The sequence below is a fragment of the Candidatus Hydrogenedentota bacterium genome (genome assembly GCA_012523015.1).
Classification (GTDB): Bacteria; Hydrogenedentota; Hydrogenedentia; order Hydrogenedentales; family CAITNO01; genus JAAYBJ01.
This window is the reverse complement of sequence record JAAYJI010000005.1, coordinates 37425-54679: the sequence shown is the minus strand read 5'-3', so window position 1 is coordinate 54679 and position 17255 is coordinate 37425. Positions and strand designations below refer to the sequence as shown.

11 protein-coding genes are annotated in these 17255 nt (G+C 49.4%); 1 reads left to right on the top strand and 10 read right to left on the bottom strand.

The annotated features are described in order from the left end of the window. Window positions 1-211: 211 nt before the first annotated feature. The 6 genes from GX117_00340 to GX117_00315 form a co-directional block, all read right to left on the bottom strand. Window positions 212-958: a biotin--[acetyl-CoA-carboxylase] ligase gene (locus GX117_00340; GenBank protein ID NLO31793.1), complete on the bottom strand. Its 747-nt coding sequence runs from the start codon at window positions 956-958 to the stop codon at window positions 212-214. Continuing rightward, window positions 945-1781: a carboxylating nicotinate-nucleotide diphosphorylase gene (gene nadC / locus GX117_00335; protein NLO31792.1), complete on the bottom strand. Its 837-nt coding sequence runs from the start codon at window positions 1779-1781 to the stop codon at window positions 945-947. Before nadC ends, GX117_00340 begins: the two co-directional genes overlap by 14 nt. 428 nt (window positions 1782-2209) lie before the next feature. Continuing rightward, on the bottom strand, window positions 2210-3127 hold the full coding sequence (locus GX117_00330; GenBank protein NLO31791.1) for a hypothetical protein: 918 nt from the start codon (window positions 3125-3127) through the stop codon (window positions 2210-2212). A 60-nt stretch (window positions 3128-3187) separates the two neighbouring features. Next, window positions 3188-4504, bottom strand: a complete 1317-nt coding sequence (locus GX117_00325; GenBank protein ID NLO31790.1) for a hypothetical protein — start codon at window positions 4502-4504, stop codon at window positions 3188-3190. Between the two features lie 180 nt (window positions 4505-4684). After that, a complete protein-coding gene (locus GX117_00320; GenBank protein NLO31789.1) occupies window positions 4685-6400 on the bottom strand; it encodes a PKD domain-containing protein in 1716 nt (571 codons plus the stop codon). 267 nt (window positions 6401-6667) lie between these two features. Beyond that, entirely contained in the window at window positions 6668-7372 is a 705-nt protein-coding gene (locus tag GX117_00315; GenBank protein NLO31788.1) for a small multi-drug export protein, read from the bottom strand. A 66-nt stretch (window positions 7373-7438) separates the two neighbouring features. On the opposite strand from GX117_00315, the gene uvrC reads away from it, so the two are divergent. Then, complete coding sequence (uvrC, locus tag GX117_00310; protein NLO31787.1) at window positions 7439-9286, top strand: excinuclease ABC subunit UvrC; 1848 nt, start codon at window positions 7439-7441, stop codon at window positions 9284-9286. Between the two features lie 44 nt (window positions 9287-9330). Here the strand turns inward: uvrC and GX117_00305 are convergent, their stop codons facing one another. From GX117_00305 to GX117_00290, 4 genes are all read right to left on the bottom strand, one after another. After that, window positions 9331-14133: a tetratricopeptide repeat protein gene (locus GX117_00305; protein NLO31786.1), complete on the bottom strand. Its 4803-nt coding sequence runs from the start codon at window positions 14131-14133 to the stop codon at window positions 9331-9333. A gap of 41 nt (window positions 14134-14174) precedes the next feature. Further along, window positions 14175-15341 (bottom strand): N-acetyl-alpha-D-glucosaminyl L-malate synthase BshA, encoded by a 1167-nt coding sequence (gene bshA, locus GX117_00300; protein NLO31785.1) that lies wholly within the window; start codon window positions 15339-15341, stop codon window positions 14175-14177. A gap of 154 nt (window positions 15342-15495) precedes the next feature. Next, on the bottom strand, window positions 15496-16887 hold the full coding sequence (locus tag GX117_00295) for an NAD(P)(+) transhydrogenase (Re/Si-specific) subunit beta (protein NLO31784.1): 1392 nt from the start codon (window positions 16885-16887) through the stop codon (window positions 15496-15498). After that, window positions 16884-17192 carry an NAD(P) transhydrogenase subunit alpha gene (locus GX117_00290; protein NLO31783.1) on the bottom strand — a complete coding sequence of 103 codons (309 nt, stop codon included), beginning with the start codon at window positions 17190-17192 and terminating at the stop codon, window positions 16884-16886. Before GX117_00290 ends, GX117_00295 begins: the two co-directional genes overlap by 4 nt. Window positions 17193-17255 lie beyond the last annotated feature (63 nt).

Below are 17255 nucleotides of genomic sequence, written 5' to 3'. Positions count from 1 at the left end.
TCCTTTTTTCAAAAAGTTCAACACTATTTTCAGCCTTATTTTGCGTTGCCCCTCTCGCGCCGAGATGATCGTGAGAGGATACGGAATAAATTACTGTATGTCTTTCGTCGCTCTAAACGCAAACAAAGGGCAAGCTCTCTTGATCACAATTTTATTCGATTAGAAAAATGTTGCGCTCCTGTATCTTTGATTGGCGGCGCCTCAACACCGGCTAGGGGCTGTTGGGGATCGTTATGTCGCCGTATTCAATCCGTTGTATGCCTGCTATAGTCTCGACGAAGAGCGTGCCTTCCATATCAATGGCGGTCACTCTGCCGCTGATGTTGCCACGAGAAATCTCTTTGCCGATCAAATCACAGGCTTTGACCCATTCTTCATGAACAGCAAGCAATTGTCCGCTCTTTAGCCGCTGCACAGCGGCGTCAAGGTGCATGATCACCGTATAGAACAGTGCTTGCAAATCCTTGGTTTCGCCGCTTGCTATCCGCAACGACCCTGCCTTATGGCGCAAGGACGGCGGGAAATCTTCTAAGTCATGGTTTACGTTCACACCAATGCCAAGGGCGATTCGGTTCTCCCGTTGTTCGATCAAAATGCCGCCTACTTTCCTCGTGTTACACAACAAATCGTTCGGCCATTTCAGCCGTATAGGAATCATCAAGGAAAGGGCATTATATAAGGCAATGGCAGCGGCAAAGGCAATCCCGCGCAACGGCCCGTTGAGACTCACACTGAAATACAAGCCTTTACCGGCAGGGCTGTGCCACTTCGTCCCGTGCCGGCCGCGGCCTTGCGTTTGTTGATCCGCTATGAAGACCGTTCCGTCTGTCTCACACGCCATGGCGAGCAGATTGGTCGATTCGGTCTGCGGATACCAGATAATTTGTTTGGCAAGGAGCCGGGTGCCATCCAGACTTTTCGGATAGGGGCTGCCCAAAACGAACTCAGGCGTGCTCAATGAGCAAGGTCATATCAATAGACCGGGCAGAATGGGTTAAAACGCCGACCGATACGAATTGGACGCCTGTTTCAGCCATGGCACGGACCCGATCAAGGGTGGCATTGCCACTGGCTTCAAGAAGTACCTGATGATCCTTAACGCGGCTTACCGCTTCTTTCATATCGTCCAAACTCATATTGTCCAACATAATAACACCGGCGGCGGCCTTCAGTGCTTCGTCAAACTCATCCAAGGTACGCACTTCAACAGCAATACGCATGAGATGGTGTGTTCTTTCTGTTGCGCGGCGCACCGCTTCCGTTATGCCGCCTGCCATCATCACATGATTTTCTTTAATCAAAATGCCGTTAAACAGCGTATGGCGATGGTTGGATCCGCCCCCGTGAACGATCGCTTCTTTTTCCAACTGGCGGATCATGGGACTCGTTTTTCGCGTTCCGCATATCTTACAGGGAAGTCCTTTAACTTCCTTCACAAACTGGGCGGTGAGCGACGCAACACCGGAGAGGCGCTGCACAAAATTCAACGCTGTCCGCTCGGCTGTGAGCACGGCCTGCGCATTTCCGGTGAACTCTGCGAGCAAATCACCATTGCCGAAAGGAGTGCCGTCTTGTAAGCCGCTCCAGTCTTGAACGTCAGCTTCCAAGAGATCAAAGGCACAACGAAAAGGACGCATCCCACTGAGGACGCCCGTATCTTTTGAAATCAATCGGGCGCGGCACCGCAGATCGGGGGAAACGGTGGTGTTGGTCGTTAAATCTTCCTGACCGATGTCTTCAGACAAAGCCAGGGACACTGTTTTTTCAAGCATTTTTTTCATGTATCAAACTCCATAAAGACGGGTAAGGACCGCACAAAAATCTTATCTCTCCCCCTTTTGCTTTCAGATTTCGATTGTGGGCAAACCGTCGCTCCAATAAAAGACTGTATTATACCTAAATGAACAACCTTGATAATTTTTTATAAATGAATGTCTATTATGTCTATATTAATGCGGCACTTTCCCGGTTCCCGCATGGTACAAAAAACCGGCGTGACCGCTTTGTAGTCAGTCCGGCATCATCCTTCCGAACGCTATGGTATAGCATCCCGGCGAAAAAACCCCTGCAACTCCTGAACAATTCTAAAAAAAGAAGGAACCCAAACTTATCCGATAAATTTTCATGGATTCGGGTTTTGTCGAAATTATACCGTATTGGGACCGGTGCGTTTCTATTTTATCAAAAGGAGCCTCTTTTTACTGAAGTCTCACATCCTGTAACGCAGGCGCAGCGGCGGCGCAGGCGGCATCCGATACGCCTTGGGCTTGGCGGATTCACCACTTTTTTCATCGCTGCTTTGAGGTTGCGGAAAGGCACGCACACGGAGTTGATACCCAAAGGGTGAAGTCAACGGAGCGGTGCTGTCTTCCCGTTGCTCTTGCGCTCCTGTCGTTACCTCTTCTCTATGGGCTGTTTTCAGACGTTGCTGCTCGGCTCCTTCAATGAGAGGCGCTTCTATTTTTTTCGTGGCAGGCGAGGTCGTGTCTTGCCCCGCTTCAAAATTTAAGCTTAATCCGGGATGGGTTTCGGATTTATCGATGGGCTCTCCCAGATTGGTGGGCGAAACGAGACGGTGCCCTCCTTCCCCTTTATCAGGATAAGGTTCTTCAGCATCCCACGGGCCTGATTTTCCCGACGCATCAAATTGCAAGTTTTTATCGCTGAGAGAAGGATAGCCGTCACTTTTTTGAATATCAGGAAGAGCATCTGTAAGCCACGCTTCTTTGTCTTCCTCCTTTATCCCCTCCGGTACGGTGGGTATAGGTAAAGTCTCTTTAATATCGGTTATCTGAATGTTGTGAGCGGAGCCGCCATCTAGAGGCTCAATAACTTGCCTGTCCTGCCGAACCGCTAATCGACCGAAATAAACCTGACCGTTCTCCATCTCTACGTATAACGGCGCCGTGGACGAGATTTGTTTCACGTTTTCCAAGGGCGTCATCATCTGACCAGCCAAGGAGGTTCGAAAAACGAGGGTATTATTTTTAATCCGCGAAAAACTTCCCGACAAGGTCTCCTTATTCTCCAAAACAATGAGATCACCATAGGCCTGTGTCGCGAACAAACAGTGTTTCGCAACCAAGCACAGCAGGCAGCACATCCATTTGAAAGAACTTTTTTTCATGGCAACAATTAGTGACAGTGATAATACACACGGATTCGGAAGGAACCGCAATTTATTCTATTATTTACGGCGCGGTCCCCAACTGGGTCCTTCTGCGGGCATCTCAACGCGGGAGACCGCTTTTTCCGTCATGGTGCTCAAGGTAATAGCCCACAATTCGGGACGGCCCCGACGGCTTGAAGTAAAGGCAATATGCCGTGAATCGGGCGACCAACAAGGCGCTTCATTGATACCGGGCGAGTTTGTAAGCCGCTGCGGATTCGAACCATCGGCGCCCATCACATAAATTTCTAGACCTTCGCCTGAAATAGACGATACAAAAGCAATCATCTTTCCATCAGGCGACCAAACCGGATCATAGGCGGAGCCGCCATGGAAGGACAAGCGGTTTTGGTTCGAGCCGTCAGCATTCATGACATAAATTTGCGGCCGCCCGGCACGGTCACTCACGAATGCGATCCGGCCGCCATCAGGCGAAAAACAAGGCGACGTGTCGCCATCCCGATTGTTGGTTAGACGTAGCGTATTGGACCCGTTTTTGTTGCGCAAATATATTTCTGCGTTCCCGTCTTTACTCAGGGTCATGGCTAAACGTTCATTATCCGGCGCCCACATGGCGGCGCTGTTGAGCCCCACTTCTTTTGATAAGGGATGGGTAGCGCCTGTGGCGCGATTCAACACGTAAAGAAAACTGTAACGGTCTTTGTACGAGAGATAAACGATATCTGAGCCGTTCGGCGATATTTCCGGCATGATAGACAGGGAATTGTGATTGGTTAGGCGCCGCACATTTGCGCCATCATAATCTGCAACATAAATTTCTTTGACGCCGGGCCCGGAAATGCCTGCAAAAACGATTTCTGAAGTACCGATACCGGGCACCCCGTCGACCACACGGATGACCTCTTCTGTGAAACGGTGGGAAGCCAAACGATAATGGCTTCTGTCGACGCGGATTTCTTGACCATAAAGTTGTGTATTGCTATAGAGGTCAAAGAGCCGAAATTGCGCTACCAATGAATCGCCATCCTGATAAATGTAGCCATGTACCAAATTTTCCGCACGGGTCGCGCGCCATGCGGGCAAATCGATGGCACTGACGTTGGCTTCAATTCCGGTGAATCCTGCGGGATATCGTGCCGGCGGCAGGGCTACAAAAAGTCCGGAAAATTCAAGGTCATCGGAGACGGCTTGGGTCATTTCCGCGGCAATACTGACAAATTGCGCATCAGATACGGCGAAGTTGGGCACAGCTACCAACACACGGCTGTCCATGCCGATATCGGAGGTAATACGCACAGCTTCCTCAGTGTATCCGTGTATTCCGGCAATAAGAATAATCAGCGGAATAAAAACTAACGGTCTAAAACTATTCATCCTCTTTATCCTTTTAATGTATGTTTTTATGCTTCGATCTTGTCCACACCGGATCGAGCAAAGGATACCATAATCTCTATGATTATCCTATCTAAATTATCCGAACACACGGAGTTGTGTGCAACTTATCGCTGCCAATGCTACGACCTTTGCGCCAAAAACAAATGATCTCTCAAGATTTTAGTGTATTGTTCTTGGGATCAGGCTTTCTAAACCGGCAGTTTGAAACATAGAATCGGTGAAACGATACAAGCCGTATCCATAAAGTTTTCCCGGTCCCTCAAAGCTTTCCGGAACCAATACTTTATATTTCATTGAACCCGGTATGGCGGGCGGCGTAAACCAAGAGAATTCTAAGTCTCCCTCAGTACCTTCATCGGGTAAGACATCGGGCAGTGTCCCCAGACCATTGACACATTCAACAAAAGACCAGCCCTCGGGAAGCGTCTCAACTAATCCAAAGACCAGCGGCGATTCAATTCCAAACGCCTCAAAAAATACGGTGATCTCTATTATTTCGCCGGGAGTATACGCACCAACCTCGCGATCAAGTACAAATATGGTCTGATAGCTGCGCAGTTGTGTTTCTACCTCATTGGAACTCAAAAGCTCCCCCTCCGCTTCGTACACGGCTATGGGAGGGAATAAAACAATTGCTTCCTCATCGGGAGCTTTAAGGCGATAGCTGAATGTCAAAGGAAAGGTGAAGGGTGACGACCAAGAAAATTCTAACAAGTCTTCTGATCCGATGTCGGATGACGCAGCTAAGCCGCCGTCATCAACGATCCCTTGAAAAACCCATGACCCCGGCAATTGCTCTTGCACGACCAAAGAACTAAGCTCTATTTCGCCTTCAAATTCCAAGGTAACAGTAAAGACTATTTCTGCGCCGGCCTCATATTGATAGTCTGTGTCTACGGTGTGTTTCATACGAAGTGTTGGAGACTGCGGTTCCACAGGCACATCTTCGCCCTCGCCTTCAATAATTTCTTCGCCCTCGCCCTCAACGATCTCTTCGCCTTCACCTTCAGTTATCTCTTCGCCTTCGCCCTCAGCAATTTCTTCTCCTTCACCTTCAGTTATCTCTTCGCCTTCGCCCTCAATAATTTCTTCGCCTTCACCTTCAACGATTTCTTCGCCTTCACCTTCAGTGATCTCTTCGCCTTCGCCTTCAACGATCTCTTCGCCCTCACCTTCAGCTTCGGCTTCCCCTTCGCCTTCAACGATCTCTTCGCCCTCACCCTCAATAATTTCTTCGCCTTCACCCTCAGCTTCGGCTTCCCCTTCGCCTTCCGTCTGATTTCCTTCAACTTTAATATAGGCACGCTTTACTTCACGAAATCGGCCTATGTCCAATATGAGTTCAAAAGAAACGGAATATAAGCCCGGTTCATCATAGCTATGAATGGGATTTTGCACTTCTGAAGTTGTGCCATCCCCAAATTCCCATAGAACCCCCCGGACACGATGTTGACCACTCCGAGACACGTCAACAAACTGAACCGTCAGCGGCGCAGCCCCGGTTCTTGTTAAGGCAATAAAGTCAGGGCTGACATCTGAATCTCTTGCGGTAACTGTGACGGCCTCAGCTTTTTTCACTTCCTTTTTAAACCACAGGCTGTATGCGGTTAGGCTAACCGTATATTTACCCGCTTTTGTATAGGTGTGCCGGGGTTCTTTTGCGGATTCGGTTGGTGTACCATCTCCAAAGTCCCAGGAATATCGGGTAATAGGCAGCATCCGTCCATAAGAATTGTTCTGGAATTCGACTTGCAGGGGAGCTTCGCCTGAAGCAGGCTGCACGCTGAAATCTGCTTCCGGGCGCACGAGCTCAGATAGGGCAACAACGGCGCTGATAATAACGCACAGATATAAAAACAGGAGTTCAATTTTCATGAAAATAGTTTTCCTCGTATCGCTATAATATTTCAATCACCCAACACGGGGGATGATGGTACCGTTGTTTACTATCTTGCGTTGTCTAATAGAAAACATCATAAAATTCTTATCATTATGCCCTATTAAAGCAAAATTGAAGAGCGTTTATATCTACAGCACGCCCGCTTGCTATGATAACGAAATGATCTTACCTGCGCAAATCATTGCGGATAAAATCATTCCGTTTTTTTTAACGAGTCTTTTCCATTCCTTGCCGGCAGCATCCTAGGGTTTATCTAAAGGCGTGCCGCCTTGGGGGGTGGAAACACTTTGCTTACGCTTAGTTCCCCAAAAGACGCCGAGCAACGCCACAAGCAATACAGCGACAAGGATCATGGTCGCCACATCAGAATTCCATTTATTCACGTATTCATAAAACCAGACCCAAGCGGCGATGGCGATAATATTTCCCGAATTTACTGCGACGAGCGTAAGTCCTACTGACATGCCTATAATATATCCGAGAATAGAACCTACTAATGGACCGGTACTCCAAAAAGGAAATAAGACAAAAATCATCAATCCCAGGAATCCATAGGGGGCTATAACGGGTTTATAATTTAAGGCAACGGTATGTAAGTTGTCCAACGTAGTGCCAATGTATGGAATACGCGTTAAATGTTTATAGCCTTTTACAAAAACAGGAAACACCAGGCAAACGACTGTAAATTCAGACACCGACGTCAAAAGAAATAAAAACGTGGGCGAGAAACCGAATTCACGTCCAACACCGACGGTGGCTGCTCTGCCCAGAAAGCTTGCGTAAAAAATGATTTGCCACGTTTTACCATAAGGCGCCCCCCAAAAAAACCATGCGCCAAGCCACACAGATAAACTGACTAAGAGCAGGAAGAATCCGAGTGCTATCAAAGTGGACAAGAATAATGACGAGGGTTCGCCCTTTTGTTGAATGGACTGGGATTGTTTCATGTATAGTGATTCCACACCGCTGAAATTATTACTAGACACAATGGTAATTACCGTATTGTATACAAAATGAAAGACAAACAAGACAACAACATTATTTCTTCCGCGCTGAAGAAAGATGCCGATGCAGCGCCCACAACTCCCGGCTGCTACATCATGCGTGATGAGGCAGCCAAAATCATGTACATCGGCAAGGCAAAAAACCTGCGCGCGCGTATCCGCAATTATATCAATGAGAGCGATAGCAGATACAGTGTGAAATTTCTCATGCGCCGCGTCGCCTCTATAGAGTATATACGAGTCTCTTCCGAAAAAGAGGCGCTGCTCCTCGAAAACACCCTCATCAAAGCGCATAAACCACGGTATAATGTTCGCCTACGAGATGATAAAACCTATGTGAGCCTGCGTCTGGATCCTACAGAAAACTTTCCTCGCCTGACCGTAGTGCGCCGCAGAAAAAAAGATAAAGCGCGTTATTTTGGTCCTTATCATGATACACGAGCGGCAAGAGAAACGATAAAACGCCTCCAAAAACTGGTGCCGCTCCGTGTGTGTTCCAACCACGTGCTGGCAAACCGAACACGACCGTGCATCTATTATCAGATAAAACAATGTCACGCTCCCTGCGTAGGATTGATTAGCAAGGAGGATTACGCGGCATTGGTGCAGCAAGCACTACTCATATTAGAAGGCCGCAGCGGCGATCTCCAAGAACAATTATTAAAAGAGATGAACACCCTCTCTGATGCGCTCCGTTTCGAAGAGGCGGCAGTGGTACGGGATCGGCTCCGTGATCTGCATACTACCATGGAACCGCAACGCAGTGTCGTACACGGTCGGCGTGCCCGAGACAGAGATGTCTTTGGCTATCACGCAGAAGGAAACTATTTGCAGCTCCACGTTCTTTATTATCGTAACAACGCCATGGTTGGCGGCAAAAGTTTCGCTTTTGATCGCATTGAAGCGCCTTTACCGGAGCTGCTGAGTTCTTTTTTATTGCAATATTATGAATCTACGCCCTTTATCCCATCTGAAATTCTCGTGCCCATCGACTTGGAAGAACGCAGTATCCTCGCAGAAATCATCAGTGAACAGCGCGGTGCTCCAACCACCTTGCGTGTACCGAAACAAGGCGTCCTTATCGGATTGGTGGAATTAGCGTCGGATAATGCCCGTCAGGCCTTTATTGAACGGAAGGGGCATGAAAAAGCGATTCAAAATACCCTCGAAGAAATTCAACAGACGCTCCATTTACCCGTATTGCCCAATCGGATTGAATGTTTCGATATCTCAACCATCCAAGGCGATACAACCGTGGCGGCCATGGTCGTTTTTGAGCGCGGTGTTCCGGTAAAGAGTTGTTACCGGCATTATATGATTCGCTCCATTGAAGGGCAAGATGATTACGCATCGATGCGAGAAGTAATCTTTAGACGCTATAGTAAAATTTCACGACAGGAAGATCTGCCTGACCTTGTGCTCATTGACGGCGGGAAGGGACAGCTAAATGTTGCCCATACCATTCTTAAGGATCTTGGTTTTGATAGGCTCGCGTGCGTCTCTATTGCCGAGGCGCGCAGCGGGAAAAATAACAGCGCATCCTTTGAACGCTTTTTCATACCGGGTCGAAGCAATCCGATCATACCGAAACAGAATAGCTCGGTCGTTCGGCTTTTGAGTATCGTCAGAAACGAGGCGCATCGTTTCGCCATTACTTATCACCGAAAGAAACGTTCGAAAACAAGACTCACCAGTGTTTTGACTACCATCCCCGGGATAGGCTCAAAACGAGCAAGACAATTGTTGAGTGCCTTCGGCTCGGTCGCTGAAATCAAAAAAGCCTCTGTGGAACAACTCGCCGCTGTTCCTTCGATTAGCAGAAACTTGGCGCAAATAATCCATGACGCCTTAGAATAACAACAGAGACTTACAGACCATCCTTGAAGGATAATGTCTTCGAATCACCGCGGCCCTTTCTCGAGTTTTTCGAGGCGTTGTCGTGGCAAATGCGCAGTGGGATGGACGTTACTAATTGCCTGCCATCCTTGCAAACGTGCTTCCGGATCATTTTTTGCCGTATAGGCGGCATCTAAAAGCTCCGCTGTTTTAAGAGATTCCGGTTCACGCATTAGCAGACGGGTGAATTGCTCGATCGCTTCATCAATAACACCTGCGCGGAGCAAGACCTCTCCCAAATGCATGAAATGAGACAAGTTTTCCGGTTCCAGCTTTTGCGCTGTCCTCAATAAACGCTCCGCCTGTACGAGCCCTTCGTTATCCTTATTTTGAAGTGCCACATCTGCTAGGAAGCGAGCGCTGTCGTCGACAAGTTCCGGGCGTTCTTTTGCCGCCGTACGAATTTGGTCAATACCCAAGTCCTCATTTCCCGCAAGGCAAGCCAATACACCCGTAATCCAAAGGGCTTCCGACGATTGCGGATGCATTGCGGACAGCTTGTCGGCTAAGCGCTGTGCTTCGCTTATATCGCCTGCTTTTACCCATGCCAATACGCTATAGGCATAAGGCAAGGGTGATTCCTCTTCCCCGTCTTCGGTTAAAGATAACCATGTCTCCAATTGCATCTCCTCGGGAAGATGGTGGAACAAGAAATGCGCGGCTTGTGCGGCGGCGCCACTATCGGCTTCGACCCGGATCGCCTGAACCCAGCTTTTAACAGCACGTTCCGTCTTTCCCCAAGCCAATTGCGTCTGACCTAAACGCAATAAGACGAAGCTTGAGTCGGGCGCCATCGCAGAGGCAAAGGAATACATCAACTCCGCTCTGGACGGTTTTTCTTCTTTGAGAAAGCCTTCACCCAGCGCCATTAATTGTTCAACCATGACAGGCGCGTAAGGAGAACTTGCGTCCAAAGACTTCCGTACCAGCGCCACGCCATGCCCCCAGTTCCCCGCTCCGATCAATGCGCAGCCTTGATTAAAAACAAGATCACGGGGAAAGTTTTCGGATTCGCTCAAGTTTTTATATAGTTCGGCCGCCTCTACATAGCGGTTATTGGCTTCATAGGCACGGGCAAGATAACGTCGTATGAGCGGATGTGCGGGACGTTTACGATCCAAGTCCTGCCATATCTGCAACAGCCGTTCCGGTTTATCACAACTGCGCTGCACGAGCGGAAGAATTTCGCTCAAGTCTTCCACGTTGGACAGCGCCTCTTCACACAAGGCCAAAGCGCGCTCGGTCTCGCGCTGTTCAAGATGGGCAAGAATCCGAAGGCGCCAGCCTCGCTCTTTTTCGGGAGCTAGGGCGACGGTCACTTGTCCCAGCCGCTCCATGGCATTCGTCCGTCCTTCGTCGTGAAGCTGATCCAAGACCATGAGGATCCACCCAATCGCATCATCCTTCAGTTCGGGCCGTGCCTCAATTTGAGTCAAAATCTTTTGTGCGTCGTTGGCTTCTGCTCCCGTTGCGATCTCTGATAGAGCTATCAAGATGGGAAGACTCGCACCGATGTCCTCAGTGGAATCCATTGTTTTCAGAATGTCGAGAGCAGCCGAATACTCTCCCGATTCAAAAGCAGCCCGCCCTTGGACCTCTTGTTTGCGAAGAATCAAATCGTGAATGGCTTTATTCTCAGGAAATTCTTTTCCCAGCTCTTGCCAATAAGAGAGAGCGTCTTTATCGGGGCGGCTCAGCATCTGATCCATCCACGCAACGGTTTCCTCTGCCATAGAGCCATTGATCAAGCTTTTTAAAAGCTCCATAGCCGGTTCAAATTCGTTTCCCAAAGAAAAAGCCTTCGCCCGTCCCAGCGCCAGCCTTTCACTGTCGGGGAAATAATCCAGTGCACGCTGGTACGTATCCATGGCTTTGCTCACCTCATTAGCGGCGAGTAAACGGCGCCCTTCCCGATCAATATAAAATATCACGACGTCTTCCAGCAGAGGATGCTCGCCCAAGATGCGGAGCAGTTCTTTTCTATCCGATAGGAAATAAGCAATTCCTTTTTGGGCAATCTTATAACGAAGCATCAGTTCCGGATGATCTTTGTGTGTGGGATAGGCCTTCCCATAGGCATCAGCGGCGGCGGCATCTAAACCGGCCCTTTCCAAAGTGATCCCAAGCTGTAACCAAGGATAAAGGGATTGGGGGTGCTGTTCAGTCAAATCTTTCCAAAACGACAATTGCTCTTCCGTCGTGGCGCTGCTTTGGAGCAAAGAGATCATACCGTTAACAGCGACTTCATTATCCGGTTCTTCTTCCAAGACGAAACGGTATTGTTCGAAAGCTTTATCAGGGTCTTTCGCGCACATCGCCCCTGCCAGCTGTATGCGTAAAGGACTGCGTTTCTCGGATTTCTGATCCCATATAAAGCGATAAATATATTCTGCTTCACTTATTTTGTCTTCAATCAGATACTGATGGCCAATCACTTCCAACAGTCTCAACTGGCGGCTCTTTTCGTCCTCGGTACGGGGATTAATAGCGAATGCAGCATCCAAAGCCTCCTCCGTCTGCCCCTCTCTAAATAGCAAATCGCTAATGAGTATGCGTGTTTCAGGTTTTCGGCTCAAGACCAATTGTGCGCGGGCGAGAAAACAGGCTTCTTCTTTACGTCCGAAACTTTGTGCTGCAAAAAACAAATTAGGATTGTCCACGGCGTTCATTTCTTCTTGATAATACAGGAGCGGATCAGGCAATCCGTTAATTCGTTGATAGCATTTTTCAGAACCGGCATCGTCCGTAAGCGCCACCTGCATCAAAAAATCCAGTTCATCAGGCGGTGACACTTCGTAGAACCCGAGAAAAGCGTCTGCTTGATCATCGGGCAATGCGATCCCTTGAAAGCGATTTCTACCTAGCAAGAACTCCTTATCAACGAGCGGCATAAGCAGCTCATAAACGGGAAAGTAGTAGCGGATGTTATGGCTCTTTTCGGAGACATAGGGCAAAGGCAAGAGTTGCGAAAAGTCGTTGAGGTTTATCACGGAATCATATTTTTGTATGAGCCATTCTACGCAGGCATCGGCCTTTAATTCGACCATCATCAGCCGCGTCCGCACATGCCAGAGACGAAATTCGGGATTGAAAAATCCGGCAAGGATTTTATAAAGGGTTTGAAGATCCGAATCCGCGGGACCTCTTGCCGAAGTGTTCTCAGGGGCAAATAGAGTCCAACCGTGTTTACTTTCCATACGGACCGGCACAGGTGTCGTTTCCGCCTTTCTATACAGATTCAATAAAGGTCTGATCTTGTGTTCTTGGTAGATGCGCGATACCATGAGCGGCGCGATCAGCAAAATAAAACATAGAGATAAAAATACGGCGGCGCGGATACCGGAAACAATCCACCACCCTTTGGGGGGCACACCGCGTTTGTAGAGATGAACGGTAAAAATCAGTGTCCAATTGAGCAAAAAACCAAGGATCCAAAAAGGGAAAAAAGCAAGGGGAAAAGCATGTCGGTATTCACACTGGAGCCCAATATATCCCAATACGTATAGGACGAAGAAAAAGATGCCCAATGCCCACAAGGGCTGATGAACCGCCAAGATGAGGAGAACAGCCACTGCGTAAACCAGCCCGAAGCGATTCAAATGAGCCGCCAGCTTATGATGAAAAGAATACATATACGCGTGCCCTTTCGTGGGCATAGCAAAGGTGTGCGGATAGGCATCGGCATAGCGCAGATTCCTCAAGACGGCGCCATAAGCTCTGGCAAGAAAATCAGCGGGAAAATAGCCAATAGCCGATTTAAGCCAATTCGTTCCTGCCACATCGGCACCTGAGGTATCTAAGGAAAAATTACTTTTGTTTTCGCCGCTTGTTCTGCGCATATGCGATTGGATAGCAGAAAACACATAGCAGTCTGAGCCTGAGGACAAGGGTCTGTAAGATGCAGGAAGCAGTCCTAGATTGTATTGTCGTTTCGTGGAGAGACCTTGTACTAAGTGGTGATTAGGGTGGGTTGGTCCCTCTATTTCTGTAAACAATGGTAGGATTGTGATCAAAAAACAAAGAGGTAAAAGAAGCACTGACATTAAAGGGCGCAAGCGCGACCTACCTGTCCCGTCCACACGTAAGGCGACAACACTCAAGACCGCCCAAGCCAAAGGCATGAAAACAACGAGATCCATCCTGAACCCGCAGCCAATACCGATGGTCACGCCCAAGACAATGGAGAGAAATAATAATTGGCGCGAGGAGATCTTGTGTCGGATAGCCCAACCTAAGCCCCACAATACACTCAGGATAAAAGGAGCCTTGCTGAAATCCCGTAATTCTGTGATACGCCCCAACATTGCCGGAGAAAGTATTACCAAAAACACGAGAACGAAAGCGATGGAGCGGCGCATCCCAAGCCGCATCAACCCATAAATAGCAAGGCTTGACCACGCAAAGAGCAGCGCAAGCAAAGGTTCCGTACTGGTCCACGAAATACCAAAGAGCCGCCAAAAGAGTGCCACACTATAATTTAAATAGCGATGATACGTGGCTACTTGTGAGGGACTTTCCACGACGATTTCCGGAACGGCGTCTTCGGGAAGGGATTCAATTTCGCCATTTAAGAAGGCGCGCAGCTCCGGGTACTCTAGGACGTTGGGTGAAATAAAGCCTTTGCCTTGAACGAGCATAGCAGCAGGACCATAGAGCAGTTCAATGCCGGTCACAGAGGAACGATCGGTGCGCAGCGAACGTAAATGTCCATAGCCGACAGCGCCGCCTATACAAAAGATCAAGAAGGCTAAAAGAATGTCTATGATAGGGCTATGCGAAAATAGGCGCTGTGTCCACCTCGATTTCACGCGTATTCCTTTCAGCAAAAAACAAGGGCACTAGAGGCGCATTATTTAGGCATACCCGGAAGATGTCCTTCTGGGTGGGGCATATTTGCGCGCCGCGCTAATATCTCCTCGTACAACGCCTCATATTGGTCTACAATCTTCTCGCGGCCAAATTCTGTGGCGGCGACCTTGCGGCCCCGCTGGCCCATCTGCTTCGCCAATACGGGGTCACTCAAAATTTTTATGGCGTGCAGTGCCATACTCTCAATATCGCCTACCTCACACAAAAAGCCTGATTCGCCGTGGCGCACGACCTCGGTCACGCCGCCGCTGCGCGTCACAATGACCGGCACTTCACTCGCCATCGCCTCAAGGGGCACCAGTCCGAAACTCTCGTGTTCACTGGGCTGCAACAGCAGGTCAGCAGTCGCCAATAAACACTCGATATTGTCACAATTGCCGAGATATTGAATTTTATCTTGGATACCCAACTGTTTCGCAACCCCCGTTGCAGAGAGCCGTTCGGGGCCGTCGCCGATCATGATTAATCGGGCGGGCATCTTTTCCAAGACTTTGCCAAAGACACGAACCACGTCGGTGACCCGTTTGACGGGCCGGAAATTAGAGATGTGCATGAGAATCTTTTCGTTGGGCGCTGCCAAGGCGATACGGTCGGCAGGCTGATCACAAAAGCGATCCATATCCACGAAATTATAAATGGTCTGCACCGGCTGGGTCAGCTGAAATTCGTTTTCTGTTTGTTGGCTGAGCCACTTAGAAACAGCAGTAACGGCACAACTGTTTTCCATCACATACCGGGTGGCACGGTAAAAACTGGGGTGTGTTCCCACCAAGGTGATGTCGGTCCCGTGCAGCGTCGTGATTAAGCAAAACTGTTTTTCACGGGGCAGCATATCCCTGCCCACGAGAGCAGCCACCGAATTGGGCATGGCATAATGACTGTGCCACACTTGGATATCATATTCTTCCGCCACTTCGGCGATTTTACTGGAGAGCGCAATGGAATAAGGCGGTATTTTGAACAAGGGATAACTAATGGTTTCCACATGATGGGTGTAGAGATTGGGAATAAAGCGTCCTAGCCGAAAGGGTTCTTCCAAAGTCACAAAATGAACTTCATGACCACGTTGCGCGAGGGCAAAGCCCAATTCAGCCGCTAATACACCACTGCCGCCGACGGTCGCCTGACACGTAATACCTATTTTCATACTATATTTAACGTCCTATCGTTTTCGATTTTTGAACAAGAGCACACTATACACCATGTTCCCTCACAAATAAAACAGAAGAAAGAGCAAATCACTTCCTGAACCACCGAATACAGTGAGCAGCGACGCGCCCGGTGCAGCCCCTGTTCGAAACTTATTGCAGGGCTTCCAATTGATCTTTTAGGTCGGCTACGGTGACCGAAGCGTCTCCCCAAAGCGTTACCACATGGGCTTGCGTATACAGTGTATTTTCAACACCTGAATAGCCCGGTTTCGCATCAAGATTACACACAATCACCGCCTTCGCTTCGGATACCTTTAAAATAGGCATACCGAAAATAGGCGTCCCTTCCGCCGTCGCTGCGGCAGGATTCATCACATCACAAGCGCCCACGGCAACGACCAAATCTGTTGCAGCGAAACGGTCATTGATTTTAACCATATCATAAAGCATTTCATAATCAACGCCCACTTCCGCTAATAACACGTGCATATGGCCGGGCATACGGCCCGCCACCGGATGTACCGCCACCCTCACGTCTTTTCCCCGTGCCTCCAAGGCGTCCATCAGATCTTTTACCACCTGCTGCGCCTGCGATAATGCCATGCCGTAACCGGGCACAATAATCACGGTCTCCGCCTTTTCCAACAAGGCAGGAATATCCGATTGGGTCAGACCTTGCGCTGATTCCTCTCCCCTATCGTCAGCCACAGCCTCATCCGTTGCCGCGTCTTTTTTCTGAGTACTATAGACCGTGAAGCCGCTCAAGACCGCCCATAAATCCCGATTCATAGCGCGGCACATAATTTGCGTTAGAATCATCCCCGCCACGCCCACAAGGGCGCCGACACCTGCAGTCAGTATATTGTCCATGGCAATACCGCTCACGCACGCCGCAACCCCGGAAAGGGAGTTTAAAAGCGAGATGATGACAGGCATATCCGCGCCGCCTACACGGAGCGCCATGAACCAGCCATAGACCAAGGCAAGCACCGTCAAGATATATAGAGACACGTGACCAACTCTATCCACGGGAATCACAATCAACACGAGTATCACCACGAAAAGGATCCGAAGCGCTTGGGAATAGCCGAGAAAGGACACGGGGCGTGACGACAGCTTTCCTTCAAGCTTCAGCGCCGCCGCCATACTGCCGCTAAAGGTGACGCTGCCTATAGCAAGGGCGAGCGACGCAATAAGCCGGTTGGCCCACGTCATCTCCGCGGACAAACACGCGAGAATCACCAAGGCGGAAGCGGCACCGCCAACGCCGTTAAACAAGGCTACCAGCTGGGGCATCCGTAGGGTACCCGCCCGCTGCGCCAACAACAAGCCCAGGATACCGCCCACGCCGAGTGCGGTCCATGCCGCAGCGTTCATGAAAAGCGCGTATTGGTGGAAGGTGAGTATGACAGCAACAGCCATGGTCAGCGCGCCCAGGCGGTTCCCACGCAAGGCTGTTCTCGGCGATTGCATGAGGTAGATACTATAGAGAAAAACGGCGACAAGTGCTGCAGGCGGAAAATAGCTGTAAACAATACTCATTGCTTGCTCCCCTCTCCACTTTGATCAGACTTAAACATGCGCAACATGCGTTCTGTCACCCAATAGCCCCCCGCCACATTGATCATGGCCAAGCCAATCGCGATAAGGGCAATGTACCAGCCCGGGCTATAGGGTATTCGATCATGGAAAGCCGCCATCGCCGCCAAAAGCGAAATTCCCGATAAGGCATTCATGCCGGACATGAGCGGTGTATGCAAGAGCGGCGGCACCGCCATAATGATGATATATCCCAAGAAAGCACATAGGGCAGCGAAGAGCAACAGCAAGGGCAACACGACAGTCATATCTTTTCTCCTTACTTGTGCCGAGAGCGATGAGATTGCAGTGTTCGAAAAAAGGACGGAGCT

Bases quoted from the DNA above. Each gene is read 5' to 3' on its own strand.
- GX117_00320 (NLO31789.1), bottom strand. From the start codon at position 6,400: ATGAAAATTGAACTCCTGTTTTTATATCTGTGCGTTATTATCAGCGCC.
- GX117_00330 (NLO31791.1), bottom strand. From the start codon at position 3,127: ATGAAAAAAAGTTCTTTCAAATGGATGTGCTGCCTGCTGTGCTTGGTT.
- nadC (NLO31792.1), bottom strand. From the start codon at position 1,781: ATGAAAAAAATGCTTGAAAAAACAGTGTCCCTGGCTTTGTCTGAAGAC.
- GX117_00295 (NLO31784.1), bottom strand. From the start codon at position 16,887: ATGAGTATTGTTTACAGCTATTTTCCGCCTGCAGCACTTGTCGCCGTT.
- GX117_00325 (NLO31790.1), bottom strand. From the start codon at position 4,504: ATGAATAGTTTTAGACCGTTAGTTTTTATTCCGCTGATTATTCTTATT.
- bshA (NLO31785.1), bottom strand. From the start codon at position 15,341: ATGAAAATAGGTATTACGTGTCAGGCGACCGTCGGCGGCAGTGGTGTA.
- uvrC (NLO31787.1), top strand. From the start codon at position 7,439: ATGAAAGACAAACAAGACAACAACATTATTTCTTCCGCGCTGAAGAAA.
- GX117_00290 (NLO31783.1), bottom strand. From the start codon at position 17,192: ATGACTGTCGTGTTGCCCTTGCTGTTGCTCTTCGCTGCCCTATGTGCT.
- GX117_00315 (NLO31788.1), bottom strand. From the start codon at position 7,372: ATGAAACAATCCCAGTCCATTCAACAAAAGGGCGAACCCTCGTCATTA.